This window comes from Brevundimonas sp. LM2, from assembly GCF_002002865.1.
Lineage (GTDB): Bacteria > Pseudomonadota > Alphaproteobacteria > Caulobacterales > Caulobacteraceae > Brevundimonas.
Genome location: NZ_CP019508.1, coordinates 1,632,596 through 1,658,707, shown reverse-complemented (window position 1 = coordinate 1,658,707; position 26,112 = coordinate 1,632,596). Strand labels below are relative to the sequence as shown.

The window sequence follows — 26,112 nt, the reverse complement described above, 5'->3', positions numbered from 1 at the left end:
TTGCGTTCGGCGAACAGAACGAATCAGCGGCGATCGTCGCTTGGGCGGTCGTCGTTGGACGAGGACTGATAGGACAGGCCGAAAGACTGTCGGACGTCGCTGTCGCCTCTCGGACGGTCGCGCCCATACCCACCTCGGCCGCGGCCCAAAGACCGAGGCGCGTATCCGAAATCGGACCCGGCATAGCCGAAGTCGCCATATCCCCATCCCGGATAGCCGTAGCCGTAGCCGTTCTGGCTCTGCGAATAGGTCAGGTCCAGCCGGCCGCTGTCGCCGATCGGCAGCGACACGCCCGTGGCGACCGCGCTGAAGTCGCCCGTGCCGATGGCGCCGCTGACGAAACCGTGCATCTGCCGGTCGTCGACGGGCCCGCTGTCCTGGGCGAACGGCGCGTCGGACGCCGTGCGGGTCGAGATCCAGCGGTCGATCTGCTGGGCCGTGGTCAGGGACTGGGGCGTGGGGGCGATCACGGTGGCGTCCGGAACGGAATCCGCGACCGGGGCCACCGCGCCGACGACCACCGCATCGGCCCCTCGCGGCGCGGTCGAGACCACGCCGTCCGGGTCGGAGGCGAGGGATAGGCCTGCCAGGACGAGAAGGATCAGCATCGCGGGAACTCCACTTCGATCTTCATCCTAACCCGGAATGCGGCGGAAGGGTGATGATCAGGCGATGCCGTCGCCGCGACCCAGGGGATCCGGCAGGCGCTGGCCCTCTGGCACGAACTGAAGGGCAACGGAGTTGATGCAGTAGCGCAGGCCCGTCGGGGGCGGACCGTCGGGGAAGACGTGGCCCTGATGGCTGCCGCAGCGGGCGCAGGTCGTCTCGGTCCGGGTCATGCCATAGGACCGGTCGACGATGGCGGTGACGTGGGCCTCATCCACCGGCTCGGTGAAACTGGGCCAGCCGGTGCCGCTCTCGAACTTGGTGGCGGCGCGGAACAGGGGCAGGCCGCATTCGCGGCAGCAGAACACGCCGGGACGCTTTTCGCCCAGCAGAACCCCACAGAACGGCGCCTCGGTGCCGTGGCTGAGCAGGACCCGCTTTTCCTCGGCATTGAGGTCGGCCTCCAGGGCCACGCGCTGGCCTTCGCTGGGCGGCGTGAGGTCGAAACCCGAGGCGGAGCGGAGGGTCGTGTCGATGTCTGTCATGACGATAGAATAGGAAGGGCCGGACGAGGGTTCCACCCCGCCCGGCCCAACTTTCAGTCGATCTCGGCCGCAGCGCTCAAGCAGCGAGCGACCGCGTCGCGGCGTTAGCGCCCTAAGCTTACTGGAACAGCGTGCCCACCCAGGTCCGCACGGCGGTCTCGTCGGCGGGGTTGCCGGCGTAGACCAGGCCCTGGGCCGGGGTGAAGGGCTGGTTGTTGCCGCGCTGACGGCTGGTCCAGGCCTTGTGGCCATAGCTCAGGTCCGAATAGTTGGACGGCAGACGTTGCGTGGTGGGCTCGATGAAGATCGAGTCGGTCGCCGTGGTCGAGCCGGCGATGCGCACGTTGGGCAGGCGGGTCAGCAGGTCCAGCGTGTCCAGACAGCCCCCCGAGCAGCCGGCGTCCACCAGCACCACCACCGGGCCCTGAACCGGGTTGGCGGCCCCGGTATCGGCCTGGGCCTCGCGACCCGGCAGGGTGAAGGTCGGTTGGCCGGCGGCGATGGCGGCGTCGAAGGCGGCGACGATCGCGATGGTCTGTTCGATCACCGGGGCGGATTCCTGCACGAAGCGCGGGTCGGCCTGCATCCGGCCCAGGGTCGCCGCATACCAGTCGCGGTTTCCCTGCGTGGCGCGATAGGTGATCTCGCCCGCCGCCGGCTGGCGGCTGACGGTGAACTCCGGCGTCCAGATACGGTTGGCCAGGCCATAGCCGCGCGCGGTCGAGGTGTAGTCCGAGGACCCGGCGGCGGCGCGCAGATCCAGCACGAAGCCCTGGGGCCCGCGCAGGGCCGCCGCTTGGCCTTCGACCTGGGCGTTGAAGGCGTCCCAGCCGGCGCTGTCGGCGAAGGAGTGGACATTGACCCAGGGACGGCCGTTGACCGTCTCGACGCTCAGCGGGGTCGCGGACGGCATGTAGTTGGTGGCGCGGTAGGCGGTCTCGAGGTCGCCGGCGACCAGCGGCACCGGGCGGAGTTCCGTTTCCCGCGGACGGCCGCGCTCGCCGCGCTGGAATTCGCAGGTCGAGGGCACGCCGGCGGCGAACGGGTTGTTGCGGTTCCACAGCAGATAGGGGGCCGACGTGACGCGGCCGGCCTCGGTTTCGAGGTTGCCCTCCCATTTGTCGAGCTTGCCGCGCGCGTATTCTTCGATCGGGGTCAGGTTGCAGCTGACGACGATATCGCCGACCCGCGGCGCGTTGCGGACGCCGGATTTCACATAGGTGACCTCATAGCGGCCGTTGCGCCAGCCGGTGGCGATGCCGGGCCAGCTGGTGCCGAAATACGGGCCCATGCCCTCGAACGACGGGGTGATGGCGATGTTCGAGTCGCGGAAGCCGGCGGCGTAGTAGCGCATGAGATAGGCATGGCTGTCGCCCGAGTTGACCTGACCCAGGCGGCCGGTGGACTCGGCCAGACCGGCGTCGATCCAGGCGCGGAACGTGTCACCGGCCGGACCGGGAACCACGGCGGCGGGGTGGTTGTCGCGCAGGGCAGCGTGCGCCGCCTGGAGATCGGTCTGGGCCAGCTGGCGGAAGTCCTGTGCGGACGCCGCCCCCGCGACGAGAACGAGGGCAGCCGCCGAGGCGGCGGTCAGGAAACGGGTCATGGGCGAACTCCAGGGCCGGGGAATGCGAAGGATCGAGAGAGGTTAAAGCCGATTAGGCCCGGCCTTGCCAAGCCGGAACGATGATCGTGTGTCGCTTCGCCCCCGACGCGCGCCATGCGCCGCCCGTTTACACGCCCCCCGGCCCCGCCTACGAACCGCATCATGTTCTCCAAGATCCTGATCGCGAACCGGGGCGAGATCGCCGTCCGGATCATCAAGACCGCCCGCCGCATGGGCATCGCCACCGTGGTGGTCCATTCCGACGCCGACGCCGGCTCCATGGCGGTCGAGATGGCCGACGAGGCCATCCACATCGGCCCCTCCCCCGCCGCCGAGAGCTATCTGGTCCAGGACAAGATCGTCGAGGCGGTGCGATTCTCGGGGGCCGAGGCGGTGCACCCCGGCTTCGGCTTCCTGTCGGAAAACCCCGTCTTCGCGCGCCGGCTGGAGGCCGAGGGTATCGCCTTCATCGGCCCCAATCCCCACGCCATCGAGGCCATGGGCGACAAGATCACGTCCAAGAAGTTCGCGGCCCAGGCCGGGGTCTCGACCGTCCCTGGCTACATGGGCCTGATTGAATCGAACGCCCACGCGCTGCAGATCGCCAATGAGATCGGCTATCCGGTCATGATCAAGGCCTCGGCCGGCGGCGGCGGCAAGGGCATCCGCGTCGCCCACTCCGACGCCGACATGGCCGAGGGTTTCTCGGCCGTGAAGGCCGAGGCGCAGACGGCCTTCGGCGACGACCGCGTCTTCCTCGAGAAATTCATCATCGACCCACGGCACATCGAGATCCAGGTGCTGGGCGACAAGCACGGCACTATCGTCAGCCTGTTCGACCGCGAATGCTCGATCCAGCGCCGCAACCAGAAGGTCATCGAGGAGGCCCCCTCCCCCCTGCTGGATGACGCCACCCGCAAGGCCATGTCCGAACAGGCCGTCGCCCTCGCCCTCGCCGTGAACTACGACTCGGCCGGCACGGTCGAGTTCGTCGCCGGCCAGGACCGCAGCTTCTTCTTCCTGGAGATGAACACCCGGCTCCAGGTCGAACATCCGGTGACGGAACTGATCACCGGCGTCGATCTGGTCGAACAGATGATCCGCTCCGCCGCCGGCGAACGCATGGCCTTCGGTCAGGATGATCTGAAGATCGACGGCTGGGCCATCGAGAGCCGGATCTATGCCGAAGATCCCTATCGCGGCTTCCTGCCGTCCATCGGCCGCCTCGTCCGCTACGACCAGCCGGAAGAGGGCGAACAGGACGGCTACACGGTCCGGAACGACTCAGGCGTCCGCGAGGGCGACGAGATCTCGATGTTCTACGACCCCATGATCGCCAAGCTGAACACCTGGGCCCCCACCCGCCTCGCCGCCATCGACGGTATGGCCCGGGCGCTGGAGGACACCCATCTGCAGGGCGTCGGCCACAACGTGCCCTTCCTCGCCGCCGTGATGGATCAGGACCGCTTCCGCTCCGGTCAGCTCTCCACCAGCTACATCAAGGACGAGTTCCCGGACGGCTTCCAGGGTGCGGCCCCGGACCGGCGCCGGCTGGACATCCTGATCGCCACCGCCGCCGCCATGAACGAGATCCTGACCGAACAGTCCGGCGATCCATCCGACCGCACCGACTGGATCGTGCTGGTCGACCGCGACGCCCACGGCGTGTCGCTGGGCTATGACGAGGACGAGACCCTGACCCTGGACCTCGCCGGCGAGGACCGCGCTTTGCAGCTGGGCGAGATCGACTGGCGTCCGGGCCTGCCCCAGTTCCGCGCCGTCCTCGACGATGTACCCTACACCGCCGAGGTCGCCCGCATCGCCGACGGCTTCCAGATTCGCACCGGCGCGACCAAGGCCCGCGTGCGCGTCCTTACTCCCCGGATGGCCGAACTGTTCGCCCGCCTGCCCGTTAAACAGGCCGCCGATACCTCGAAGCTGATCCAGTCCCCCATGCCGGGCCTGGTCGTCTCCATCGCGGTGACGGTCGGTCAGGAGGTCAAGGCCGGCGAGACCGTCGCCGTCATCGAGGCCATGAAGATGCAGAACATCCTCAAGGCCGAGCGTGATGGGGTGGTCAAGGCGGTGGGGGCGAAGGCCGGCGACCCGGTGGCCGCCGATGACGTGCTGGTGGAGTTCGGCTGAGTGGACTAACCGGGGTTAGTCCGCTATTTTCGCGGTATGGATACCATCAACATCCACGCCGCCAAGACCCATTTCTCCGGGCTCGTTGAGCGCGTGGAGAAGGGTGAGACGATCATCATCGCCCGCGCCGGAAAGCCGGTTGCCAGACTGGTTCCACCGGAGCCGGAGACCACGGCGATGCCCGCAAGGCGCGCCATCGGTTTCTCGGAAGGCGAGTATGACATCGCCGCCGATTTCGACGCCAGGGCCACCGGGCACCGGGAGATCGAGGATCAGCCGAAGCCTCGCGCCACCCACCGCCTCGGCTTTCTGAAAGGCCAAATGGGCATCCCCGATGACTTCAACGAAATGGGTCGCGAGGACATCGAGCGCCTGTTCAACGGCGACCCGTGAGACTGCTGCTCGACACCCAGCTGCTTATCTGGGCCTCTGACCTGTCTCCACGCCTTAGCCGCAGGGCGGCCGACCTGATCGAGGATCCCGACAACGATCTGCACTTCAGCGTGGCCAGCATCTGGGAGACCGCCATCAAATTCGGCCTCGGCCGTCCCGACTTCCACGCCGATCCCCGCGTCCTCCGTCCCGGCCTGCTCGCCGCCGGGTTTCGGGAGGTACAGGTCACCGCCCGCCATGCGCTGACGGTGCTCGACCTCCCCCGCCTCCACGGCGACCCGTTCGACCGCATGCTCGTCGCCCAGGCGCGCAACGAAGGTCTCGTTCTGCTGACCAGCGACCGCCTGCTGGACGGCTACCCCGGCGACATCCGCCGCGTCTGACCTATCCAGACCCCTGCCCACCCCAAGGGCGAGCGCGACGGGGTGATAAAGGTTCTTGGCAGGCTCGCGACCCCTTCGCGGCCGACGATGTGCGGGTCGAGCTCGCCTAGCCCAGATCGGCGATCGCCTCGAGCACCTCGTCCACGGCCTCGTCCGTCGTGGCCCAGGAGCAGACGAACCGCACCGAGCCGTCGTCGAACCGGTAACAGGCCCAGCCCGCCGCATTCAGGGCGGCGTGCGCCTCGACCGGCATGCGCACGAAGACCGCATTGGCCTCGACCGGATGGGCCAGGGTGAAGGGCGAGCGGGTGGCGATGCCGGCCGCCAGCCTCTGGGCCATCAGATTGGCGTGGGCCGCTCCGTCCTCCCAGGCGTCGCTCTCGAGCATCCCCAGCAGCGGAGCCGCCAGGAACCGTCCCTTGGACGCGGTCTGCCCCGTCTGCTTCAGCCGGTTGTCGACCCGACGGGCCAGCGTCCGGTCGAACATCACGATGGCCTCGGTGCACAGACCACCGGCCTTGGCCCCGCCGAATACTAGCACGTCGACGCCCAGCCGGGGGATCTGGGTCAGGTCGAACCCGGCCGCCGCGGCATTGGCCAAGCGGGCCCCGTCCAGGTGCACGCCGTAGCCCCTGGCCTTCACCGGCTCGATCAGGTGGCGCAGCTCCTCCTCGGTATAGACCGTGCCGTATTCGGTCGACTGGGTCAGGCTCAGCGCGGCGGCGGGCTGGCGATGGCCGACCTCGGGTTCCTCCAGCGCGGCTTCCAGCGCCCGGACGTCGATCTTGCCCGACAGGCCCGGCAGGCCGATCAGGCCCACGCCCTGGCCGAAGAACCCCGGGGCCCCCGTCTCGTCGGTGCAGACGTGGGCCGAATGGTGCGCCAGCACGGCCTCGTGAGGCCAGGCCAGCATCGACAGGGCGATGGCGTTGGCCGCCGTGCCCGAGAACACGAACCGGATCTCCGCATCGGCATCCAGACGCTGCCGGATCTGGTCCGCCGCCCGAGCCGTAGTGTCGTCCGCCCCATAGGCGCGCGCATAGCCGGCGTTGGCCTCGATCAGGGCCCGCAGGGCGGCCGGGGCCATGCCCGCGGTGTTGTCGGAGCCGAAGTCGTAACGCATCGCCGGTCAGGCCTCGTTCTGGTCGCTGTCGCGGCCGGGATCGAAGCCGGCGCTGCGGGGATTGGTGGAAGCCCGCAGACCGCTCAGGACGAGCGTCTCGGGCAGGTCCTCGTCGCCATAGGGGACGGCGACCTGGTGCGGGAACGGGATCTCGATCCCGGCGTCGTCCAGCGCCTCCTTGGCCGCCTGAAAGACGTCGGCGCGAGTCTGCCAGTAGTCCTCGGACTTGCACCAGGCGGCCAGGGTCATCTCGACGGAACTGTCCAGCAGGTTGGTGACGCCACACCATGGCGCAGGATCCGGCAGGACCTTCTCATGCGCCGCGGCGGCGCCGGTGAGGGCCTGTTTCGCCGCGTTCAGGTTCTCGCGATAGCCGACCCCGATCTTGAGCTCCATTCGCCGGGTTTTCTGGCCCGAGAGGTTCAGGATCATATCGCCGAAGACCTTCCCGTTCGGGGCCATGATCTTCACGTTGTTGGCGTCGGCGATCTGGGTGAAGAACAGGTCCAGCCGCTGCACCTTGCCGATATTGCCACCGATATTGACCAGATCGCCGACGCGATAGGGCCGCAGCACCAGCAGCATCACCCCCGCCGCAACATTGGACAGGGTCCCCTGCAGGGCCAGGCCCACGGCCAGGGACGCCGCGCCCAGCACGGCGATGATCGAGGTGGTCTGCACGCCCAGCCGCTGCAGCACGGCGATAAAACCGATCAGGAAGACGATGACCCGCACCACCTGGACGGCAAAGCTGAGCACGGTCGGGTCGTGGCGGAAGCCTCGCACCCGCCCCAGGCCCTTGCGCGTCGCCGAGGACGCCCACCGCGCGGCGAAGATCGTCGCGGCGAGAATGATAAGGGCCACCGCAAGATTGACGGCGAAGTCGCCCGCGATCTGGGTCAGCTTGGCCACCATGGCCACGTCCACGGCGCTGACCTGTTCTGTGGCGGCGATGAGGGACGTCAGGGGATCGGTCGTCGAAAGCATCGGTGCGGTCTAACGCCTAACGTCCGGATTGGAACCCGCCGGGCGGGAAAAACTGGTGCTCGACGGCGGGACGATACGGGTTCAGACCAAGGATCGCTTCTGGAGTGGTGCGCTGAAGAAATCTTCCCTGATCGTCGGCGTCGATGTTCCCTGGGTCACCAGCTGGACCGCGGAAGCGATCCTCGGCGTACGACGCTGTCCGTCCGTAGGCGGACGACTAGCCCTGAGCCAGGGCGAACAGGCGGGCTATGGCCGGCCGGAGTATTCGAAGAATCATTTGCTACGCCAGCGCTTGAGCGTGGCGCGGATGCTGTGTCCGATGTGCGGTGAAGCGACCGCCGAAGACGACCGGGTAACCCAGGTCGCCCGACGCGTTCCGGCCGGGCGGCTGCGGGCGTCGGGCCGGGGCCTGGACCTGTCGCCCGGGATCGACGACGCCCAGGTCCTGATCGACGCCGGCGCGATCGCCCCCCTGCATCGCCGGTGCTCGGACCTCTCGCTCGCGCATTGCCCGCATCTGCGGGCGGAACCAGCCGTTGATGTCCAGCCCTTCCCGACCCGCTGGACCCTGGTACCGCTCATGATCGAGGCGACGGCACCGGCTCCGGCCGGTCACGCTCTTATACGCAGCCTAGGTGCGCCGCAGTCCGTTTCAGTGATCACCTTCCTGCAGCTCTGCGGGATCTCGGACCAGCTGGATCGCGCCTGGCGGACACGACGCAAGGCCGCCTAGCCGCTCTTGCCGATCCGACCGCCGCCGCCTTCGATGGCGTCGAGCAGGTCCATGACCTCGGCGATGGTCGCCGCCTCGCGCGCGGGCTTGTCCCAGCGGATGCGGCCGATGCGGGGGAAGCGCATGGCCACGCCGGACTTGTGCCGGGGCGACCGGTTCAGGCCTTCGAAGGCGATCTCCAGCACCAGACCGAAATCCCGCCCGGCCTTGACCGAGCGCACAGGACCGAACCGGTCGATGGTGTGGTCGCGCACGAACTTGTCGAGCTGTTTCAACTCCTCATCGGTGAAGCCGAAATAGGCCTTGCCGACCGGCGTCAGCGCGCCGTCCGCGGTCCAGACGCCGAAGGTGAAGTCGGAATAGAAGCTGGAGCGTTTCCCATGGCCGCGCTGGGCGTACATCAGCACGCAGTCGATGGAATGCGGATCGCGTTTCCACTTGAACCAGGGCCCCTTGGGGCGGCCGGCGACATAGACGCTGTCCCAGCGCTTCAACATCAGCCCTTCGGCCGCCGCGCCAACCGGAGGGTCGGCGCGCAGCACGCCCAGGGCCTCCCAGCTGTCGTAGGCGACCAGCGGCGACAGATGCAGCCGCTCGCCCGCATGGGCCGCCACCATGGCCTCAAGCCGCGCGCGCCGTTCGCGCAGCGGCAGACCGCGCAGGTCCTCGCCGTCCAGCGCCAGGGCGTCATAGGCCACGATGGCGGCCGGATAGGCGGCCATGGTCTTGGCGTCGACGGCCTTGCGGTTCAGCCGCTGCTGCAGATCGCCGAACGGGGCCACCGCGCCGTCGCGCCAGACCAGCAGTTCGCCATCGATCGCCCCCTCGAACGCCAGGGCCTCCATCACGTCGGGAAAGGTGGCCGAGATTTCGTCACCCGTGCGGGAATACAGGCGTGTCACTCCCGCCTCGCGGACCGCCTGGACCCGGATGCCGTCCCATTTCCATTCGGCGGCATAGTCGGCCGGCCTCAGCTTTGCGAAGTCCACCGCTTCATCGATGGCGACGGCCAGCATGACGGGCCGGAAACGGCCGGGGGCGTCGGGGCTGGGCCGTTCGGCCCGCCCTTCCAGCCAGGCGAACAGATCCCCATAGGGGGCTTCCAGCCCGTGCCAGACCTCCTCGATCTCGGACACGTCCACCGGGTCCAGCCCGATCACAGTCTCGTCCCCCTCCGGATCGGGCGGCTGCGATATGGACTCAGGGCGCACCATGGCCGTCGCCGTCTTCGCCAGCCGGGCCGACAGGCCGACGCGCAGCGCCCCGGTCACCAGCTTCAACAGGGCCCACCGGCCTTTTGGCGCCAGGGCGTCCAGCCAGCCTTCGAGCAGACCCTGAACCTCCCCGCGTTTGGCGCCCATCAAGGCGTCGACGATCTCCCCCAGCTCCGGCTCGCGGTTGGGGCGATGGTCGGGGTCCGCCGGCCAGATCAGGGCGACCGTCTCGGCCAGATCGCCGACATAGTCGTACGACCAGCGGAACAGCACCGGATCGACCCGCGCCTCGACCGCGCGGCGGATCATGGCCGGCTTGGCCGCATTGAAGCTGAGCTCGCCCGTCAGGGCCGCCAGGGCCCAACCGCGGTCCGGGTCGGGCGTGGCGCGCAGATAGTCGCGCAGAAGCACCAGCTTGGCATTCCTCGAGCCCGTCAGCGACAGGCGATCCAGCAGTTCGGCAAAGGCGCGCATCGACCCTCATCTAGGCACGGGTCACTCCAAACGCGAAAACACCCCGGAGGTCTCCCCCCGGGGCGAAGTCTTGTCGAACGCGCGAGCCTTAGTCGAACAGGCCGGCGATCACGGCGGTGATCAGGCCCCCGGCGACGGCGGCCAGGACCACGTCGTTGCCGCTGCGGACATACTGGTAGCCGCGCGGCGGGGCGCGAAGGCCGTAGCGGTTGTAGTCGTTCACGACATAGCCCCGCGAGTAGTAGCTGGGCAGGCGCTGGCCGTAGGACCAGCTGCGAACCTGGTAACCGCGCGGCGGGGCATAGCGGGGCGCGCTGTAGCGACGCTGAGCCTGTTGCCAACGGTCATAAGCCCGCGCCTGCTGACGGTTGTCCTGACGGTATTCCCGACGATCCTCGCGATTGTCCTGACGGTACTCGTGGCGATCTTGGCGGTTGTCCTGGCGGTCGTCGCGCCGATCGTCACGCTGTTCCTGGCGGTCGTTGCGCTCGTAGCGCGACTGGGCGTCGGCGGCCGATGCGACACCCATGGAGCCTGCGGCGATGAGGGCGGCGAGAGCGGCGGTGGTGAACTTCTTCACGGCGGTGTCTCCTGATGCGTCGGACGATCCGACTTGCCCTCACACTAGGAGTCCGCCGCTGAGCGGCTTCTGAACGCCGGCCGTCAGCCCCGGTTCAGGCCGCCGCCGCCGTCTGAACACTTTCCGCGGCCGCCTGCAGGCCGGCCCGCCCGCCACGAACCCTCTGCATCAACTGCGCCAGGGCGGCGAAATCGATGGGCTTGTTCAGATAGGCGTCCGCCCCCGCCTCCAGCCCCGCTTCATGGTCCTCGTGACGCGCCGAGGCCGACAGCACGGCGATCGGCGTTTCCGTATTGGCCCCGCTCGACCGGATCAGACGCGTAGCGGTCAGCCCGTCCATCACCGGCATGTTCACGTCCATGATGATCAGGTCGAAGGCTTGATGTCCCGCCATATCGACCGCGATTCGACCGTCTTCCGCGGAGGCCGCGACGTGGCCGGCCGAGCCCAGCCAGGCCTCCAGGATCATGCGGTTGACCGGATGATCCTCCACGACCAGCACCGATAGGCTCTCGCCCTGCCCCACTTCTGCGTCGACGGCCTCGGCCTGCGCCACCGCCTGCCATTCGACCACCTCGGCCTCGACCGTCAGGGTGAAGGAAGACCCCTGGCCGACCGTCGACTGGACCGCGATGTCGCCTTTCATGATGTTGGCCATCCGCCGGGCGATGGTCAGGCCCAGACCGGTCCCGCCGAAGCGGCGCGTCGAGGAGGCGTCGACCTGGGTGAAGGGCTGGAACAGCCGCTCCAGATCCTGGGGCGCGATCCCCGAGCCGCTGTCGGTCACGGAGAATTCGAAGGCCGCGCGACGGTCGTTGATGCGGCGGGCCCGCACGGCATAGCGGATCACCCCCGTCTCGGTGAATTTGACGGCATTGGACAGCAGGTTCTGAATGACCTGGCAAATCCGCAGCGGATCGCCCCGCACCACGGCCGGCATCTCGCCCTCGAACGCGCAGTCGAACTGCAGTCCCTTGGCCTCGGCCTGGGCGATGAACGGTCCGGTGACGCGGCGATGCAGGTCGTCCATGCAGATGTCGATGACCTCGAAGGTCATCTTGCCGGCCTCGATCTTGGTCATGTCCAGGATGTCGTTCAGCAGGTGCAGCAGGTTGTCGCCGGAGTTGCGGATGATCGACAGATATTCGCGCTGGGTCGTCTCCAGCCGCGTCGCGCTCAGAAGCTGGGCCGCCCCCAGCACGCCGTTCATGGGCGTGCGGAGCTCGTGCGAGATGATGCCCAGGAAATTGGACTTGGCCTGGCTGGCGGCATCGGCCTTGTCTCTGGCTGTCTGCAGTTCCTCGATCAGATGGGCCTGATGCTCCTGAAACGCCTTGATCCGCTCCTCGCGCAGCATCGTCATGGTCACGAGCACGAAAAGGCCGGCGGACGTCAGCGGCAACAGGCTGAGAAAGGAAATGAACTCGGGTCCGCCCCAGAGGCTGGCCGCGATGATCAGGGCGACCACCGAATAGGGGGAGGAAATCACGATCGCCTGTTTCGGCGAGCTTCGAAGCTGCGAGAAGACCAGCACATAGCCGCTGATCAGCAGGCCGACGGCCAGGGGTTGACCAAAGGCGACATCCGCGAACCAGGCCATCAGCGGCGCCGAGGCCCAGGCCGCGGTGGTCACGGTGGCGACCGCGGGAAACAGCAGGCCCCATCCGGCGTCGACCCGTCCGGCCATGCGACGCTCGAACGCCCCGCGCAGAGCGCCCGCCGCCACCGTGCCGCAGAACCAGACGATCGCCGCGAACGACCCGACGGTGCCCCAGAGCCCCAGGGCCCAGCTGGCGATGATCAGATAGCGAAGATATTGCGTCTGCAGGATCGCGGTCAGCGCCTGCGCCGCCTCGCCCGCATCGCTTCGGCCGCTCTCGAGGCTTTTGCTGATATCCTCAGAGCCAACCATGCATTTCCCAAGCGTCTGAACAGTCCCGCCACGACGTTACGGCGAACCTTCTAAGACGACGTGAACACTGGTTTTCCTACAGAAACCTCGGCTTCTGCCGGCGTCATGGCCCGGATCGAAAGGGCATGGACCGGGCCGGCCAGCTGTTCGGCCAACAGACTGTTCACCGTCCTCTGCCGCTGCACCCGGCCCTGGCCGAGGAAGGCGCTCGAGACCAACAGCAGATTGAAGTGGCTTTCGCCGCCAGGCCGCGCGTCCATCCCCCCCTCGTGATGATGTCCGGCGTGCCGCGCGCTGTCGTCCTCGATCTCCAAATGTGTCGGATCGAGCGAATCCGTCAGTTTTCTGCGGATAATCGTCGCGATCGGGCCTTCGGGCATATTCGCTTCCTTGATGGTGACCAATTCCACCCTACACTGTGACCAATGCCAGCGTCATTCGAGTACAAGCCCCGCTTCAAAGATATGCGGATCAAACCCCCCAAGGCCGGAGAGGCCGAGGCGGAGGCCGACGTCCTGCACCTGAAGCCTGGCGAGAAGCCGTGCAACTGGCCCGACTGCACCAAGCCCGCGACCGCGCGCGCGCCCAAGTCGCGCGAGCGGTTGAACGACTTCTATGATTTCTGTCAGCCGCACGCGGGCGAGTACAACAAGAGCTGGAATTTCTACGCCGGCATGAACGAGGCCCAGATCCGCGCGGCCAAGGAAAACGAGGCTATGACCGGCGGCCGCCCGACCTGGGAGATGAAGGCCGGCAAGAACTCGCGCGAGGCCGCCGCCTTCGCCGCCAAGATGGGCACGGCCAACACGGCCGGGGCCGGCAGCTGGCGCGACAGTTTCGGCCTGTTCGGCCGCAAGGGCGACCAGGCCCAGCAGACCCCGACCGAGGACCGCCGCGTCGGCAAGATCGAGCGCGGGGCCTTCGCCGACCTCGACCTCGAGCCCGGCTCGTCCAAGGAGAAGATCAAGGCCGCCTATCACGACCTGCTGAAACGCTGTCACCCCGACCACAATCAGGGCGACCGCGGGGCCGAGGCCAAGCTGGTGCGCGTGATCAAGGCCTACAAGATTCTCAAGAAGGCCGGCATCGCCTAGCGGTCAGCGTGACCGTGCCTATCTGAAGCGCTCCCTCTTTCGGAACGGAGCCTTCCCATGGACGTCCTCTACAAAGCCCACGCCACCGCTTCCGGCGGCGGTCGCGCCGGTGGCCGGTCGCGCACCGACGACGGCAAGATCGACGTCTCCCTGTCGGTGCCCAAGGCCATGGGCGGAGACGACGGCCCGGGCAGCAATCCCGAACAACTGTTCGCGGCGGGCTATGCCGCCTGCTATCTCGGCGCCCTGCGACTGGTCTCCAAGGACGCCGGCACGCCGGTCGGCCCGGATACCCAGGTCCATTCCGGGATCGGCTTCGGCAAGAACGACCACGGCGAGGGGTTCAACATCTCCGTGGACCTGAAGGTCACCGACCACGGACTGGACCAGGCCACGATCGACGCCCTGATCGAGAAGGCCCACCAGGTCTGCCCCTATTCCAATGCCACGCGCGGCAATGTCGATGTCGCCCTCAGCGCTGAGTAGAACTCAGATAGTATAGACTCGAAAAGCTTCGAATATAAGGAAACGTCGATTGCGACAGCGATCGACGTTTTCTTATTTTGAAAGAGCTGGAACAAATATTGTCCAGCTTCGCTATATTGGTTCATGGCGCAGGGAGCGCTAACCAATATGGACCGCGTCGAATCTTCAACTGAAAATACTACTCGGCGTCATTCTATTATTCCGGATTTCGAATATTCGTTTGACCTTCAAACTTTGAGCGGACGCGGTTTACGGCGGGATCTTGCCATGCTGAGCCGGGGGCTGCGGGCTCTGCGGCATAGGCCGATTTCGCGCCCGGCGGCTGATCCGAGCTGAGGCACGCGCGGCCAAATCGCCGCCTCCGCGATTCGTGGGCGGCGGCGCTGGACCCGGCCTTCCGCGTTTTCTAAGGGTAGGCCATGGCCCTCTCCCTCCTCGACGCGACCCCCGACCCCCTGCTGACGTTCGAACCCCACCGCAAGGTCACCGTGCGTGAAGCCTTCGGCATCGACGCCGACATTACCGTGCCGATTTTCGACACGGTCGACAGCCATGTGCCCGAAGCGGACCCGGCCTACCGGTTCGATCCCCAGACCACCCTGGCCATCTGCGCCGGCTTCGCCCACGACCGTCGCGTCATGGTCCAGGGCTATCACGGCACCGGAAAGTCGACCCATATCGAACAGGTCGCGGCCAAGCTGAACTGGCCCCTCGTCCGCGTGAACCTGGACAGCCACGTCAGCCGGATCGACCTGGTCGGCAAGGACGCCATCGTCCTGAAGGACGGCAAGCAGATCACAGAGTTCCGCGAGGGCATGCTGCCCTGGGCCATTCAGCGCCCGATCGCCCTGGTGTTCGACGAATATGACGCCGGCCGCCCCGACGTGATGTTCGTGATCCAGCGCGTGCTGGAGGCGCAGGGCCGCCTGACCCTGCTGGACCAGAACCGCGTCATCCGCCCCAACAAGTATTTCCGTCTGTTCGCCACGACTAACACGATCGGCCTGGGCGACACCTCGGGCCTGTACCACGGCACCCAGCAGATCAATCAGGGCCAGATGGACCGCTGGAACATCGTCACCACGCTGAACTACCTCGACCACGACGTGGAGGCCGAGATCGTCGCCGCCAAGGCCCCCGAATGGGCCACGGCCGACGGCCGCCGCGCCATCGCCGCCATGGTCCGCGTCGCCGACATGACCCGCAACGCCTTCATGAACGGCGACATCTCCACCGTCATGTCGCCCCGCACGGTGATCACCTGGGCCCAGAACGCCACCATCTTCGGCGGCGACCTCGGGCTGTCGTTCCGCCTGACCTTCCTGAACAAGTGCGACGAGCTGGAACGCCCGACGATCGCCGAGTTCTACCAGCGGGCCTTCGGCGAGGACCTCCCCGAGGCGGCGACGCGGGTGAAGGTGGGTTAGCGGCTCACCGCTTCCGAAACCGCACCGCCTCCGCCGCCAGCCCCGCGCCCCAAGGATCGGTGTCCTCCTTCGGCTCCGGCACGAACGGAGCCTCCGGCAGCCCCCCCGCCACCCCCCGCATGGCCAACGCCAGCGGCTCGGCCATCACCGCCAGCATCCGCAGCGGCTTCTTCTTCGCATCGGTGACTTCCCAGCCCTCGGCGGCGAAGGCCTCGACCTGGTCCAGCGGCGACAGGCGCTCTATGCTGTCCCAATCCTCCGGCCGCGCCGCGTCCTCGGCCGCCTCGGCGGTCAGGCCGAACACCGCCGTCAGAACCGCGTCCACCTCGGGAAACTCGTCGCGGCGTGCGGGGTCGGCGTGGCCGGGCTTCATCAGGGCCTTGGCCTCGAGGTCGGCGACGCCGGGCAGGTCGATCAGGCGGCGGAGGGGGGTCTGGGTCATGCCCTGCTCTACCCCCGCCGCCCCCGCCGGAAAACCCTAAGGCCGGATCCGGGCGAAGTAGGCCGCGATCAGGTCCAGACGCTCGCCGTACGGCACTGGCCCAGCCACAGGCCCGTCATTGGTGAACTCCATCAGCTGGTCCCCCTCGACCCGGGGCCAAACCACCCGCCCTTCGGCATTGGGGTCGGCGCTGCGGGCGAAGCCGGTCCAGTAGTCGGCCATGGCCCCGGCGGCGCGGACGTCGCGCTCGCCCACCGGACGGCCGAGAGTGTGCAGGGTGTCGAACACATAGGGGCGCTCCGAGGCGTGGGTCGCCCCGCCGCTCGGCTCGGGATTGCCCTCGGCCACCACGTCGAACCGGTACATCCAGGTCGGGTTGCCGGCCGTGGCGTGCAGCCGGGCCAGATGCCGCGCCGGCTCGTTGAAGATCAGGTCGCTGACCACCGAGGCGTCGTAGCCCGCCTGCCCGCCATAGGCCTGCACCAGGGCCTCGTATTCGGCGTCGGTCAGGGCGTCGTCGGTCTGGCCATAGACGCCGGGGCTACCCGGCCGGATCCACCAGAATTCGGCGCTGTTGGTGCCGATGATCATCGGCACCGGGGCCTGACGTCCGGCGGCGAAGGCCTCGACCACGTCCTCGGGCACCACGCGGCCGTCGACGACCAGATTGTCGGTCGAAAACACGGGCGCCGGCGACAGGGTGGCCTCGGCGGGCAAGGCCCTCAGGGCCTCGGCATCGGGCACCGGCAGGCCGACGCCGCGCGCGAAGGCGACGCCCAGGCTCTGGGCCGAGGGTCGCCCGGGTCGATCCTGGTCCAGCAATGCCGAACGCTGGCGGCCCAGGCCGGACTGGACCACGGCCCGGTGGAACAGGCCCCGCGCGGCCGGGGCGACCATCAGCTGGGTCACCGCCACCCCGCCGGCCGATTCGCCGAAGATCGTCACCTGGCCCGGATCGCCGCCGAACCGGCCGATGTTGTCGCGCACCCACTCCAGGGCGGCGATCTGGTCCATCACCCCGTAGTTGCCCGCGGGCTCCTCCGGCGCGCGGTTCAGGGCCAGGGCCGGGTGGTCGAAGAAGCCCAGCCGCCCCAGCCGGTAATTGATCGTGACGACCACCACACCCCGCCGCGCCAGGCTGGTCCCGTCGTACAGCGCCGCCGTGCCCGACCCGTTGTTGTAGGCCCCGCCATGGATCCAGACCATCACCGGCAAGGGCCCCGACGCCGCCTGGGGGGTCCAGACGTTCAGCGTCAGACAGTCCTCGCTCATCGGCAGGGGGCCGACCCCGGGATCGCCATTGGCCGGGGGCTGGACGCAGATGGCCCCGGGGCGGGTCGCGTCCCGCACATCGGTCCAGCCCAGGGCCCGCTCGGGCGGCCGCCAGCGCAGCGGCCCCACCGGCGGCGCGGCATAGGGCAAATTCTGGAACGCGGCGATCCCGGCCTCCGCCCGTCCCAGGATCCGGCCCTGGTCGAGCACGATCTCGGGGTCGGGGGCGGCGGGCACGGCGGTCGTCATCAGGGCGGACATCAGGGTGGCGAGAAGCATGGCGCGACCCTAGAGCCTGATCGGCTCCAGGGGAATCGTTTGACTGCAAAGGTTCAACGACGCCCTGGGCCGGCGTGGCTGCGCAATCTTTGCGGTGATCTGGTCACGGACGGCATAGCCCGCTAAGGAAGCGTTGGATTTGTGGCGGAAAGTTATGTCCGCTGAACCGGGGTATGAACTACATGTCTGATGGCGTGCGCGGTCGCCGCATTCTGGTGGTCGAGGACGAGGCTCTGGTGGCGATGCTGCTGGAGACGATGCTCGAAGACATGGGCTTCAGTCCGGTCGGGCCCGTCGGCGACATCGATTTGGCGCTGGAAATGCTGTCCGACGACGGCCGGCTGGACGGTGCCCTGCTCGACGTCAATGTCGCGGGACGCGAAGTGTTTCCCGTCGCTGCGGCTCTGAAGGCGCGTGGCGTCCCCTTCGTGTTCTCGACCGGCTATGGCGAAGGCGGACTGCCCGAGGACTGGCGCGGCCACCCCACCATCCAGAAGCCCTTCACCGAAGACGCGGTCCGCGACGCCCTGTTCAAGGCCCTGGGCGTCGCCGCCGTCTGAGATCCTTCAGGACTTCGCGCGCGGCGTTGTGACCGGGCGCGCCGGTGACGCCGCCGCCCGGATGCGCGCCTGACCCACACAGATACAGCCCCGGCACCGGCATCCGATGATCGGCATGCCCCAGCACGGGCCGGGCGCTGAACAGCTGGTCCAGCGTCAGCCGCCCGTGAAAGATATCGCCACCGATCAGGCCGAAACGGCGCTCCAGATCCAGCGGCGTCAAAGCGATCCGGCCCAGGACCGAGGCGCGGAAGCCCGGGGCCCAGGCGTCCACCGTGTCGATCATCAGGTCCGCGACCGTCTCGCGGTGATCGTCCCAGGAGCGCCCGTCGGACAGCGCGGGTGCCACGTGCTGGCAGAACAGACTGGCCACATGGGCGCCGGCCGGGGCCAGGCTGTCGTCCAGGGTCGAGGGGATCAGCATCTCGATGATGGGTCGGCTCGACCATCCGTTCAGCCGTGCCTCGGCATGGGCCCGGTCCATATAGGCCAGGCTGGGGGCTAGGATGACGCCCGCCGTGTGATGATCCCCCGGCTCGGGCCGAGCGGTGAAGCGCGGCAGTTCCGACAGGGCCACATTCATGCGGAAGGTCCCCGACCCGGAGCGATAGGCCGCGATGCGCTCGCGGAAATCGGAGGGCACCACGGCCGGATCGACGAGGCGGTCGAACAGCAGACGCGGATGCAGGTTCGATACCACCGCCCGCGCGCGCACGACGTCCCCGGCCTCCGTCACCGCCCCGACCGCCCGGCCCCCCTCGGTCACGACACTGGCGACCGGGGCCTCGAGGTGGATGTCGACCCCCTGTTCAGCGCAGGCGGCGGCCATGGCCTGGGTGATCGCCCCCATGCCGCCGAGGGCATGGCCCCAGGCCCCCTTGACCCCGTTCACTTCGCCGAAGACGTGGTGCAGCAGCACATAGGCCGACCCGGGCGTATAGGGGCTGGCGTAGTTTCCAACGACGCTGTCGAAGCCGAACAAAGCCTTGATGGGCTCGCTCTCGAACCACCCGTCCAGCCAGTCCCCGGCCGATTTGGTGAACAGGTCCAGCACGTCGCGCCGCGCGGTCAGGTCCAGCCCGCCCAGCCGCCGCGCCACGCCGGCGGCCTTCAGCATCTCCGGAAGGGCGTCCAGCCAGCCGCCGTCCGTCAGGTTCGGCGGCGTCTGCAGCACCAGGGCCCGCAGCACCTCGGCCACCCGCTCCAGGCGCGCCTCATAGGCGGGCAGGCGCTCGGCGTCCCGGGGCGAGAACTTCGCCACCTCGGCCTGGGTCCGCCCCTGCCCTGCCGCCAGATGGCGTCCGTCCTCCAGCGGCAGGAAGTTGGACATCCGCCTCTCCACCATCCGCAGGCCATGGCGGGCGAGAGCCATGTCGGCGATGACGCGCGGGTTCAGCAGGCTGACGGTGTAGCTGGCGGTCGAGTTGCGAAAGCCGGGATGGAATTCCTCGGTCACGGCCGCGCCGCCGACCACGCCGCGCCGTTCCAGCACCGTGACCTTCAGCCCCGCGCGCGCCAGGTAGAAGGCGCAGACCAGACCGTTGTGGCCGGCGCCCAGGATGGCGACGTCGGTGTCTCGCTCAGCCAAGCCGCCCTCCCCGCCCGGCTGGACAGGGACGCGTCGATCGCTGCGTCAGCGCCCCAGCGGCAGTCCCGTGAGGGTCCAGACCAGCATGACGATCTGCCCCAGGCTGATGACGACGACCAGTCCGCGCAGGGCGATGTCCCGAGCACCTGATCGCGCGCCCGGGGCTGGTGCGGGCTTGCGCTCGTCCCGATGCCGCCGCGGACGCCCATCGGCCGGCGCTCGCGCCTGTCGTCGGATCGGCTCCGATGCCTGTGTCCATGCCATGCCCCGCTTGTAACCTAGGGTTGATAACCGCGAAAGCCCCCGGGCAGGCCGCTACTGCAGCCTCGCCTGCCGCAAGGCTGTCAGATTGGCCGAACCGGTGCAGAAACAGACCGTCCTCAGCTGCTGGATCACGATCTGAAAATGCTCGATCACGGCGGCGGTCGACACGGTTGCGGCGGCGAGTACGCCGGTGGCCTGTCCTACCAGATCAGCGCCCAGCCGGATTGCCTTGGCCGCATCCACCCCATCCCGGACGCCGCCGGATCCGATCAGGACCGCCTCGGGACAGGCGGCCCGGACCTCGACGATGGCCTGCGCCGTGGGGATGCCCCAGTCGGCGAACGCCAGGGCATGGGCCTTGTCCGATGCGCGCGTCGCCCGCTCCCCTTCGATCAACCCCCAGTTGGACCCGCCGGCCCCCGCCACGTCGAGCGCCGCGACGCCCATGTCGACCAGCCGCTGAGCCGTGGCCGCCGACAGGCCGGCCCCGGTCTCCTTGACCACCACCGGCACACCTAGGCTGCCGACCAGGGCCTCCAGCGCGGCGCCGACGCCCCACCAGTCGCGGTCTCCCTCCGGCTGGCAGGCCTCCTGCAAGGGGTTCAGATGCACGATCAGCGCATCCGCATCGATCATCTCCACGATTCCCCGTGCCTGATCGACGCCGAACCCCTGGGTCAGCTGGGCCGCCCCGATATTGGCCAGCAGCGGCGTGTCGGGCGCGCGATCCCGAAGCGCGGTGTCGAGGCCCCCGGCCACGCCCGACTGGGCCGCGCCGCGCTGCGAACCGACCGCCAGGGCGATGCCAAGGGCCTGGGCCGCCTCGGCCAGATGGCGGTTGATCGCCTCCGCCCGCGCGGGCCCCCCGGTCATCGAACTGATCAGCAGCGGAGCCTTCAGACGCCGCCCCAGGAAATCGACCCCCAGATCGATCTTGTCATAGCCGAGGTCGGGCAGGGCCTCGTGCACGAAGCGCACCGAATCGAAGCCCGCATCGGTCGCGTGCCGCCCCCGCCCCGCCAGCACGACGTCGAGATGCTGGTCCTTGCGGTCGCGGATCGGATCGTCGGTCATCGCAAACAGCTTAGCGACGCCTGGTCACGGTTGGAACCGTCGACATCGCGGCGTAGAGTCCGTCCATGTCGACCCTCTGGTTCATCCTCCTGACGCTCGCCGTCTTCTTCCTGATGGAGGGCGTGGCCTGGTGCACCCATCGCTATGTCATGCACGGCCCGCTGGGCTGGGCCTGGCACCGCGACCATCATGAACCCCACGACAAGACGTTCGAGGTCAACGACCTCTATGGCGTGGTCGGCGCCCTGGCCGGCACAGGCCTGTTCGTCCTGGCCTGGTTGACGGGTCTGTGGTGGGTGCGCGCCATCGCCCTGGGCGTCACATTGTACGGCGTCATCTATGCCTTCATTCACGACGGACTGGTCCACCAGCGCTGGCCGTTTCACTGGATGCCGAGGAACGGCTACGCCCGCCGGCTGGTCCAGGCGCACAAGCTGCATCACGCGGTCCAGACCCGCGACGGGGCCGTGTCCTTCGGCTTCGTCTTCGCCCCGGACCCGCACCGACTGAACGCCATCCTGAAATCCCGCCGGACCGAGCGCGCGCCCGATCCGGGCGTGCCCCTGGCATGAGCCGGGGTCGCCAAACCGCCATCGGCCTGACCCTGGCGCTGCTGATCTTCAGCGGATGGCTGGCGCTGCACATCTGGGGCGTCTTCTTCCAGGCCCTGATCTGGCCCGCCCTCGCCCTGGCCCCGTTGCTGATCCTGACCCAGAGCTGGCTCGGGGCCGGCATGTTCATCGTCGCCCACGACGCCATGCACGGATCCCTCGCCCCCGGCCGTCCGCGCCTGAACGCCGCGATCGGTCAGCTGTGCGTCGGGGCCTATGCGGGTTTCTCCTACCGCACGCTCAACGTCTGCCATCACCAGCATCACCGCGCCCCGGGCAGTGCGGAAGATCCGGATTTCCACGCCGAGCGGCCCGGGGCCTTCCTGCCGTGGTTCCTGGCCTTCTTCACCCGCTATTTCGGGCTGCGCGAGTTCGCCATCCTCAGCGCCGTGATCGCCGTCTATATTTTCGTCTTGAAAGCCAGTCCGCTGAACATGCTGTTGTTCTGGGCGCTTCCGGCCATCATCAGCGCGCTGCAGCTGTTCGTGTTCGGCACCTGGCTGCCGCACCGGCATGAAGGCGACGGGCCCGACTTCATCGACCGGCACAATGCCCGGACCCTGCCGATGCCGTGGATCCTGTCGCTGCTGACCTGTTTCCACTTCGGCCTGCACCACGAGCATCACAGCTCGCCGAACACCCCCTGGTGGCGGCTTCCGACCCTGCGGACCGAAGCCGTCAGACCCGTGTCCACAACGCCGGTCTAGGCGGGGGCGGCTTGCTGCGGTCCAGCACCTGGGTCCACAGCGCGATGAGGGCCCCGCGCGCGAACAGCCACAGCTTCATGAATCGACCTACCGAGACCCGGCTGCGCCAGATCCCCGGCCCGCCGCGCCGCACCTTGCGACCGATCTCGCGATAGACGCCCCGCGCCGCGGCGATGGCCATCGACGACCGGAAGGGCAGGCCGCGTAGGCCGTCACGGGCACTGTCGTAATAGGGTTCGGCCACGGCCAGCAACCGCTGGGTCACCTGGTGGACGACCGCGCGATGGGCCGGATCCGCCACCGCCTGCGCGGTCGGCTCCAGCCCCGCCTCTATCAGCCAGTCCGCGGGCAGATAGACCCGTCCGCCCTGAGCGTCCTCGATCACGTCGCGCGAAATATTGGTCAGCTGAAACGCCAGGCCCAGATCCTGGGCCCGGCGCAGCACCGCGGCATCGGTGACGCCCATCACCCGCGCCATCATGACCCCGACCACGCCGGCCACATGCCAGCAATAGGCCATGACGTCGTCGAGGGTGCGGTAGTCGCGGTGCTCGACGTCCATCGCGAAACCGTCGATCATGTCCATGGCCCAGCGCTCCGGCAGGCGATGACGGATGGCCACGCGCTGGAAGGCGGCGAAGGTCGGGTCCGACATCGGCTCCCCGGTCATGGCCCGGCGGGTCATGTCGTACAGCCGGGCCAGCCGGCGCTTCTGTTCCTCGACCGAAAGTTCCTCGTGGCCGAAGCCGTGATCTTGGCCGTCGATCTCGTCGTCGCAGGCGCGGCACCAGGCGTACAGCAGCCAGGCGTCCTCGCGCACCGCCGGGTCGAACAACCGCGAGGCCGAGCGAAAGCTCTTGGACCCCTTGGTGATTGAGGCCTTGGACGCGGCGAGGACGGCGTCGGTCATTGGGCCCCGACCGCTCCCGTTGGGGTCTGTTCCAGCATCAGGCCCGCCGTGGCCTTGGCCGATCCGACCACCCCGGGAATGCCCGCGCCCGGATGGGTGCCGGCCCCGACGATGTAGAGGTTGGGGATGACGTCGTCGCGGTTGTGGGGGCGGAACCAGGCGCTCTGGGTCAGGATCGGCTCCAGCGAGAAGGCGGACCCCAGGTGGGCGTTCAGGTCGGTCTTGAAGTCCTTGGGCGTCCAGATCCGCGTCGTGACCAGATCGCGCCGCAGGTTCGGGATGTAGCGCTCCTCCAGATAGTCGATGATCTTCTCGCGGTATTCCGGCCCCTTGACGTCCCAGTCGATGTCGGCGGCCCCCAGGTGCGGCACGGGCGACAGGACGTAGTGGCTGCTCATGCCCTCGGGCGCCATCGACGGGTCGGTGGCGCAGGGGGCGTGGAGATACAGCGAAAAGTCGTCGGGCAGGGTCGGGCCGGAGAAGATTTCCGAGATGAGCTCGCGATAGCGGGCCCCGAAGCAGATCGTGTGGTGGGCCAGCTGCGGCTGCGGCTGCGACGTGCCGAAATGCAGCACGAACAGCGACATGGAGAACCGCTTGGACTTCAGCGACTTGGCCTTGGACTTGCCGCGCGGCGTCCGGCCCAGCAGGCGTTCGTAGGTGTCGACCACGTCGGCGTTGGAGGCCACCATGTCGGCCGGAATGACCTCCCCGCCCGCCAGGGTGACCCCGGTGGCCCGATCGCCTTCGGTCTCGATCCGTTCGACCGGGCTGTTCAGCCGGAAGTCGCCGCCCAGATCCTGGAAGAACTTCACCAGACCGCCGATCAGGGCGCTGGTGCCGCCGCGCGCGAACCAGACCCCGCCGCGCCGCTCCAGGGCGTGGATCAGGCCATAGACCGAGCTCGTCTTGAACGGGTCGCCGCCCACCAGCAGGGTGTGGAAGCTGAAGGCCTGGCGCAGGTGCGGATCCTTGATGTGCCGGGCCACCATGGTGTGGACGCTGTTCCAGGCCTCCAGGCGGACCAGCTCGGGGGCGGCCTGCAGCATCGATCCGAACGACTGGAACGGCACGGCCCCCAGCTTCAGATAGCCCTCCTGATAGAGCTCCTCCGAATAGGCGTGGAATTTGTTGTAGCCCTCGACGTCGTCGGGATTGAAGGCCGCCATCTGGCGCTCCATCGCCTCCTGGTCGTCATTGTAGTCGAACGACGCCCCGTCCTCCCAGCATAGGCGGTAGAAGGGATCGACCGGCAGCAGGTCGACATAGTCGCTCAACTGCGACCCCGTGCCGTCGAACAGCTCCTTCAGGCAGTCCGGATCGGTGATGACGGTCGGGCCGGCATCGAAGGTGAAGCCGTGTTCCTTCCAGACATAGGCACGGCCGCCGGGCTTGTCCCGCATCTCGACCAGGGTCGTCTGGATGCCCGCGCGCTGCAGCCGGATGGCCAGGGCGATGCCGCCGAAGCCGGCACCGATGACCACGGCGCGTTTGGATGTCACGTCTCTCATGAGGATCTTCCTACGCCGGTTTCGCGCAGCTGTCGCAGCGCGCGATGGATGGGCACGGGGGGTTTTCCGACCAGGATGCGCGCCTTGTCCAGCATCGTGCTCCGTCCTGCGTAGAAGCGCCGCACCAGGGGCTCCGACAGGCCGTAGAAACGCCGCATGACGCTCCATCGATCCCCGGGGTCCGCCGCGCGGAACAGCATCCGGTCCAGCAGCCGATAGAAGGCCCGATCAGCCCAGAGTTTCTTGGAATGGGCTTCCATCAGGGTCCGGAGCCCGGCCGAAGACACATCGGCCGCCCCGGCCACCAGCCGGGCCGTCGCCACGGCGTCCAGCAGCGAATAGCCGGTGGTCGGATGGAACAGGGCGGCCGACAGGCCCGCGCGGGCCACCGACGGTTCCTGGGCCCAGAAGGCGTCGATGTCGCCGTCCAGGGCGATGGGCAGGATGCCCTCCTCCTCGTCCACCACGGCCTCCACGGTCCAGCCGCGCGAGCGGACATAGGCGTCGATCCGGCCCCGAACGACCTCGCGATCCAGCCGGGACCCGTCGACGTAATAGGTGTCCTCGATCAGGACCGTGCGGTCGTCGAACGGCAGCAGATAGACGAATCGATAGGCCTCGCCCTGGGCCACCGTCGCGTCCATGATGGTCGGCCGGGTCAGGCCGTGCGGCTCGGTCAGGCGGACAGTGCGCCCCAGGAACAGCTGCCAGCCCAGATCCAGATGCGGCGTCGGGGCCGGCCCCCGGGCGTCGATGACGCCCTTGGTGCGGATCACCCGCTGGTCCGACAAGGTCACGCCGTCGGGCGACACCACCACCGCCTCCCCCGTGATCAGCCGATCGCCCAGCAGCGGGGCCACGGCCTGATGCAGCCGCTCGGACGTCATGCTGTTGTAGGGGGTCTTCATCGACCGGCTGAGGCCGGGGAAGTAGATCTCGTAACCGCCGGTCCAACGGTGCGGCGTCGCCGGGGCCAGCCAGGCGCGGTCCTCGGCCGAGATGTCGCCGTCGAAGAAGGACCAGGTGTGTTTCCCGCCCAGACGCCCCTCGCGCTCGATCACGGCGACGCGCAGCTCCGGCCGATCGATCGCCAGCCGCCAGGCGATGAGGCTGGACGCCAGGCCACCGCCGACGAGGATCAGGTCATAGTCGGCTTGGCCCATCGTCGAACCTTAGAGCGAAACGA

The 26,112-nt window shown here is 68.3% G+C and carries 27 protein-coding genes; 10 read left to right on the top strand and 17 right to left on the bottom strand.

The window, feature by feature from the left end:
* Window positions 1-23: 23 nt before the first annotated feature.
* The 3 genes from BZG35_RS17905 to BZG35_RS08135 form a co-directional block, all read right to left on the bottom strand.
* Window positions 24-608 carry a hypothetical protein gene (locus tag BZG35_RS17905; protein ID WP_171981907.1) on the bottom strand — a complete coding sequence of 195 codons (585 nt, stop codon included), beginning with the start codon at window positions 606-608 and terminating at the stop codon, window positions 24-26.
* A gap of 57 nt (window positions 609-665) precedes the next feature.
* A complete protein-coding gene (gene msrB, locus BZG35_RS08140; protein ID WP_077355183.1) occupies window positions 666-1,151 on the bottom strand; it encodes a peptide-methionine (R)-S-oxide reductase MsrB in 486 nt (161 codons plus the stop codon).
* 118 nt (window positions 1,152-1,269) lie between these two features.
* Window positions 1,270-2,757, bottom strand: coding sequence for a hypothetical protein (locus BZG35_RS08135; protein WP_077355182.1), 1,488 nt, complete (start codon window positions 2,755-2,757; stop codon window positions 1,270-1,272).
* A gap of 162 nt (window positions 2,758-2,919) precedes the next feature.
* Between BZG35_RS08135 and BZG35_RS08130 the strand changes: the two genes are divergently transcribed.
* From BZG35_RS08130 to BZG35_RS08120, 3 genes are read left to right on the top strand one after another with little or no spacing between them, the layout of a single operon-like run.
* Window positions 2,920-4,902, top strand: coding sequence for an acetyl/propionyl/methylcrotonyl-CoA carboxylase subunit alpha (locus BZG35_RS08130; RefSeq protein WP_077355181.1), 1,983 nt, complete (start codon window positions 2,920-2,922; stop codon window positions 4,900-4,902).
* Window positions 4,903-4,938: 36 nt separating this feature from the next.
* A complete protein-coding gene (locus tag BZG35_RS08125; protein ID WP_077355180.1) occupies window positions 4,939-5,295 on the top strand; it encodes a type II toxin-antitoxin system Phd/YefM family antitoxin in 357 nt (118 codons plus the stop codon).
* A complete protein-coding gene (locus BZG35_RS08120) occupies window positions 5,292-5,678 on the top strand; it encodes a type II toxin-antitoxin system VapC family toxin (RefSeq protein WP_077355179.1) in 387 nt (128 codons plus the stop codon). Before BZG35_RS08125 ends, BZG35_RS08120 begins: the two co-directional genes overlap by 4 nt.
* 106 nt (window positions 5,679-5,784) lie before the next feature.
* Here BZG35_RS08120 and BZG35_RS08115 read toward each other — a convergent pair whose 3' ends face one another.
* The gene (locus BZG35_RS08115; RefSeq protein ID WP_077355178.1) at window positions 5,785-6,801 is read right to left on the bottom strand and encodes a low specificity L-threonine aldolase; all 1,017 of its coding nucleotides are present in this window, start codon (window positions 6,799-6,801) and stop codon (window positions 5,785-5,787) included.
* A 6-nt stretch (window positions 6,802-6,807) separates the two neighbouring features.
* Complete coding sequence (locus tag BZG35_RS08110) at window positions 6,808-7,788, bottom strand: mechanosensitive ion channel family protein (RefSeq protein WP_077355177.1); 981 nt, start codon at window positions 7,786-7,788, stop codon at window positions 6,808-6,810.
* A gap of 55 nt (window positions 7,789-7,843) precedes the next feature.
* On the opposite strand from BZG35_RS08110, the gene BZG35_RS08105 reads away from it, so the two are divergent.
* Entirely contained in the window at window positions 7,844-8,521 is a 678-nt protein-coding gene (locus BZG35_RS08105) for a hypothetical protein (protein ID WP_253189314.1), read from the top strand.
* Here BZG35_RS08105 and BZG35_RS08100 read toward each other — a convergent pair.
* From BZG35_RS08100 to BZG35_RS08085, 4 genes are all read right to left on the bottom strand, one after another.
* Window positions 8,518-10,209 (bottom strand): cisplatin damage response ATP-dependent DNA ligase, encoded by a 1,692-nt coding sequence (locus BZG35_RS08100; protein WP_077355176.1) that lies wholly within the window; start codon window positions 10,207-10,209, stop codon window positions 8,518-8,520. The genes BZG35_RS08105 and BZG35_RS08100 overlap by 4 nt on opposite strands.
* 88 nt (window positions 10,210-10,297) lie before the next feature.
* Window positions 10,298-10,789 (bottom strand): RcnB family protein, encoded by a 492-nt coding sequence (locus BZG35_RS08095; RefSeq protein ID WP_077355175.1) that lies wholly within the window; start codon window positions 10,787-10,789, stop codon window positions 10,298-10,300.
* 94 nt (window positions 10,790-10,883) lie between these two features.
* A complete protein-coding gene (locus BZG35_RS08090; protein ID WP_077355174.1) occupies window positions 10,884-12,701 on the bottom strand; it encodes an ATP-binding protein in 1,818 nt (605 codons plus the stop codon).
* A gap of 50 nt (window positions 12,702-12,751) precedes the next feature.
* The gene (locus tag BZG35_RS08085) at window positions 12,752-13,081 is read right to left on the bottom strand and encodes a BolA family transcriptional regulator (RefSeq protein ID WP_077355173.1); all 330 of its coding nucleotides are present in this window, start codon (window positions 13,079-13,081) and stop codon (window positions 12,752-12,754) included.
* 45 nt (window positions 13,082-13,126) lie between these two features.
* On the opposite strand from BZG35_RS08085, the gene BZG35_RS08080 reads away from it, so the two are divergent.
* From BZG35_RS08080 to cobS, 3 genes are all read left to right on the top strand, one after another.
* Window positions 13,127-13,795, top strand: a complete 669-nt coding sequence (locus tag BZG35_RS08080; RefSeq protein ID WP_077355172.1) for a J domain-containing protein — start codon at window positions 13,127-13,129, stop codon at window positions 13,793-13,795.
* A 57-nt stretch (window positions 13,796-13,852) separates the two neighbouring features.
* Window positions 13,853-14,281 (top strand): Ohr family peroxiredoxin, encoded by a 429-nt coding sequence (locus tag BZG35_RS08075; protein WP_077355171.1) that lies wholly within the window; start codon window positions 13,853-13,855, stop codon window positions 14,279-14,281.
* 419 nt (window positions 14,282-14,700) lie between these two features.
* Window positions 14,701-15,708: a cobaltochelatase subunit CobS gene (cobS, locus tag BZG35_RS08070; protein ID WP_077355170.1), complete on the top strand. Its 1,008-nt coding sequence runs from the start codon at window positions 14,701-14,703 to the stop codon at window positions 15,706-15,708.
* Between the two features lie 4 nt (window positions 15,709-15,712).
* Here cobS and BZG35_RS08065 read toward each other — a convergent pair whose 3' ends face one another.
* Window positions 15,713-16,150: a hypothetical protein gene (locus BZG35_RS08065; RefSeq protein WP_077355169.1), complete on the bottom strand. Its 438-nt coding sequence runs from the start codon at window positions 16,148-16,150 to the stop codon at window positions 15,713-15,715.
* Between the two features lie 36 nt (window positions 16,151-16,186).
* Window positions 16,187-17,701, bottom strand: coding sequence for a carboxylesterase/lipase family protein (locus BZG35_RS08060; protein ID WP_077355168.1), 1,515 nt, complete (start codon window positions 17,699-17,701; stop codon window positions 16,187-16,189).
* A gap of 182 nt (window positions 17,702-17,883) precedes the next feature.
* On the opposite strand from BZG35_RS08060, the gene BZG35_RS08055 reads away from it, so the two are divergent.
* Complete coding sequence (locus BZG35_RS08055) at window positions 17,884-18,261, top strand: response regulator (RefSeq protein WP_077357967.1); 378 nt, start codon at window positions 17,884-17,886, stop codon at window positions 18,259-18,261.
* Here the strand turns inward: BZG35_RS08055 and BZG35_RS08050 are convergent.
* From BZG35_RS08050 to fni, 3 genes are read right to left on the bottom strand one after another with little or no spacing between them, the layout of a single operon-like run.
* Window positions 18,233-19,849, bottom strand: coding sequence for an NAD(P)/FAD-dependent oxidoreductase (locus BZG35_RS08050; RefSeq protein WP_077355167.1), 1,617 nt, complete (start codon window positions 19,847-19,849; stop codon window positions 18,233-18,235). The two genes, BZG35_RS08055 and BZG35_RS08050, sit on opposite strands and share 29 nt — an antisense overlap.
* A 45-nt stretch (window positions 19,850-19,894) precedes the next feature.
* The gene (locus tag BZG35_RS17615) at window positions 19,895-20,113 is read right to left on the bottom strand and encodes a hypothetical protein (protein ID WP_150125973.1); all 219 of its coding nucleotides are present in this window, start codon (window positions 20,111-20,113) and stop codon (window positions 19,895-19,897) included.
* Between the two features lie 51 nt (window positions 20,114-20,164).
* Entirely contained in the window at window positions 20,165-21,187 is a 1,023-nt protein-coding gene (gene fni / locus BZG35_RS08045) for a type 2 isopentenyl-diphosphate Delta-isomerase (protein ID WP_077355166.1), read from the bottom strand.
* Between the two features lie 65 nt (window positions 21,188-21,252).
* Between fni and BZG35_RS08040 the strand changes: the two genes are divergently transcribed.
* Together BZG35_RS08040 and BZG35_RS08035 are read left to right on the top strand one after the other, a co-directional pair.
* Complete coding sequence (locus tag BZG35_RS08040; RefSeq protein ID WP_077355165.1) at window positions 21,253-21,759, top strand: sterol desaturase family protein; 507 nt, start codon at window positions 21,253-21,255, stop codon at window positions 21,757-21,759.
* A complete protein-coding gene (locus tag BZG35_RS08035; RefSeq protein ID WP_077355164.1) occupies window positions 21,756-22,505 on the top strand; it encodes a fatty acid desaturase in 750 nt (249 codons plus the stop codon). The genes BZG35_RS08040 and BZG35_RS08035 overlap by 4 nt, the downstream gene beginning before the upstream one ends.
* Here BZG35_RS08035 and BZG35_RS08030 read toward each other — a convergent pair.
* From BZG35_RS08030 to crtY, 3 genes are read right to left on the bottom strand one after another with little or no spacing between them, the layout of a single operon-like run.
* Entirely contained in the window at window positions 22,477-23,415 is a 939-nt protein-coding gene (locus tag BZG35_RS08030) for a phytoene/squalene synthase family protein (protein ID WP_077355163.1), read from the bottom strand. The two genes, BZG35_RS08035 and BZG35_RS08030, sit on opposite strands and share 29 nt — an antisense overlap.
* Entirely contained in the window at window positions 23,412-24,926 is a 1,515-nt protein-coding gene (locus BZG35_RS08025) for a phytoene desaturase (protein ID WP_077355162.1), read from the bottom strand. The genes BZG35_RS08030 and BZG35_RS08025 overlap by 4 nt, the downstream gene beginning before the upstream one ends.
* On the bottom strand, window positions 24,923-26,089 hold the full coding sequence (gene crtY / locus BZG35_RS08020; RefSeq protein ID WP_077355161.1) for a lycopene beta-cyclase CrtY: 1,167 nt from the start codon (window positions 26,087-26,089) through the stop codon (window positions 24,923-24,925). The genes BZG35_RS08025 and crtY overlap by 4 nt, the downstream gene beginning before the upstream one ends.
* Window positions 26,090-26,112: the final 23 nt, after the last annotated feature.

Excerpts from the sequence above, each read along its gene's own strand:
- BZG35_RS08110 (WP_077355177.1), bottom strand. The coding sequence starts at position 7,788 with ATGCTTTCGACGACCGATCCCCTGACGTCCCTCATCGCCGCCACAGAA.
- BZG35_RS08035 (WP_077355164.1), top strand. The coding sequence starts at position 21,756 with ATGAGCCGGGGTCGCCAAACCGCCATCGGCCTGACCCTGGCGCTGCTG.
- BZG35_RS17615 (WP_150125973.1), bottom strand. The coding sequence starts at position 20,113 with ATGGCATGGACACAGGCATCGGAGCCGATCCGACGACAGGCGCGAGCG.
- BZG35_RS08060 (WP_077355168.1), bottom strand. The coding sequence starts at position 17,701 with ATGCTTCTCGCCACCCTGATGTCCGCCCTGATGACGACCGCCGTGCCC.
- BZG35_RS08090 (WP_077355174.1), bottom strand. The coding sequence starts at position 12,701 with ATGGTTGGCTCTGAGGATATCAGCAAAAGCCTCGAGAGCGGCCGAAGC.
- BZG35_RS08085 (WP_077355173.1), bottom strand. The coding sequence starts at position 13,081 with ATGCCCGAAGGCCCGATCGCGACGATTATCCGCAGAAAACTGACGGAT.
- BZG35_RS08040 (WP_077355165.1), top strand. The coding sequence starts at position 21,253 with ATGTCGACCCTCTGGTTCATCCTCCTGACGCTCGCCGTCTTCTTCCTG.
- BZG35_RS17905 (WP_171981907.1), bottom strand. The coding sequence starts at position 608 with ATGCTGATCCTTCTCGTCCTGGCAGGCCTATCCCTCGCCTCCGACCCG.
- BZG35_RS08055 (WP_077357967.1), top strand. The coding sequence starts at position 17,884 with ATGTCTGATGGCGTGCGCGGTCGCCGCATTCTGGTGGTCGAGGACGAG.
- BZG35_RS08080 (WP_077355172.1), top strand. The coding sequence starts at position 13,127 with ATGCCAGCGTCATTCGAGTACAAGCCCCGCTTCAAAGATATGCGGATC.
- BZG35_RS08025 (WP_077355162.1), bottom strand. The coding sequence starts at position 24,926 with ATGAGAGACGTGACATCCAAACGCGCCGTGGTCATCGGTGCCGGCTTC.
- BZG35_RS08100 (WP_077355176.1), bottom strand. The coding sequence starts at position 10,209 with ATGCGCGCCTTTGCCGAACTGCTGGATCGCCTGTCGCTGACGGGCTCG.
- BZG35_RS08135 (WP_077355182.1), bottom strand. The coding sequence starts at position 2,757 with ATGACCCGTTTCCTGACCGCCGCCTCGGCGGCTGCCCTCGTTCTCGTC.
- BZG35_RS08065 (WP_077355169.1), bottom strand. The coding sequence starts at position 16,150 with ATGACCCAGACCCCCCTCCGCCGCCTGATCGACCTGCCCGGCGTCGCC.
- fni (WP_077355166.1), bottom strand. The coding sequence starts at position 21,187 with ATGACCGACGATCCGATCCGCGACCGCAAGGACCAGCATCTCGACGTC.
- BZG35_RS08075 (WP_077355171.1), top strand. The coding sequence starts at position 13,853 with ATGGACGTCCTCTACAAAGCCCACGCCACCGCTTCCGGCGGCGGTCGC.
- BZG35_RS08125 (WP_077355180.1), top strand. The coding sequence starts at position 4,939 with ATGGATACCATCAACATCCACGCCGCCAAGACCCATTTCTCCGGGCTC.
- msrB (WP_077355183.1), bottom strand. The coding sequence starts at position 1,151 with ATGACAGACATCGACACGACCCTCCGCTCCGCCTCGGGTTTCGACCTC.
- crtY (WP_077355161.1), bottom strand. The coding sequence starts at position 26,089 with ATGGGCCAAGCCGACTATGACCTGATCCTCGTCGGCGGTGGCCTGGCG.
- BZG35_RS08030 (WP_077355163.1), bottom strand. The coding sequence starts at position 23,415 with ATGACCGACGCCGTCCTCGCCGCGTCCAAGGCCTCAATCACCAAGGGG.
- BZG35_RS08115 (WP_077355178.1), bottom strand. The coding sequence starts at position 6,801 with ATGCGTTACGACTTCGGCTCCGACAACACCGCGGGCATGGCCCCGGCC.
- BZG35_RS08130 (WP_077355181.1), top strand. The coding sequence starts at position 2,920 with ATGTTCTCCAAGATCCTGATCGCGAACCGGGGCGAGATCGCCGTCCGG.
- cobS (WP_077355170.1), top strand. The coding sequence starts at position 14,701 with ATGGCCCTCTCCCTCCTCGACGCGACCCCCGACCCCCTGCTGACGTTC.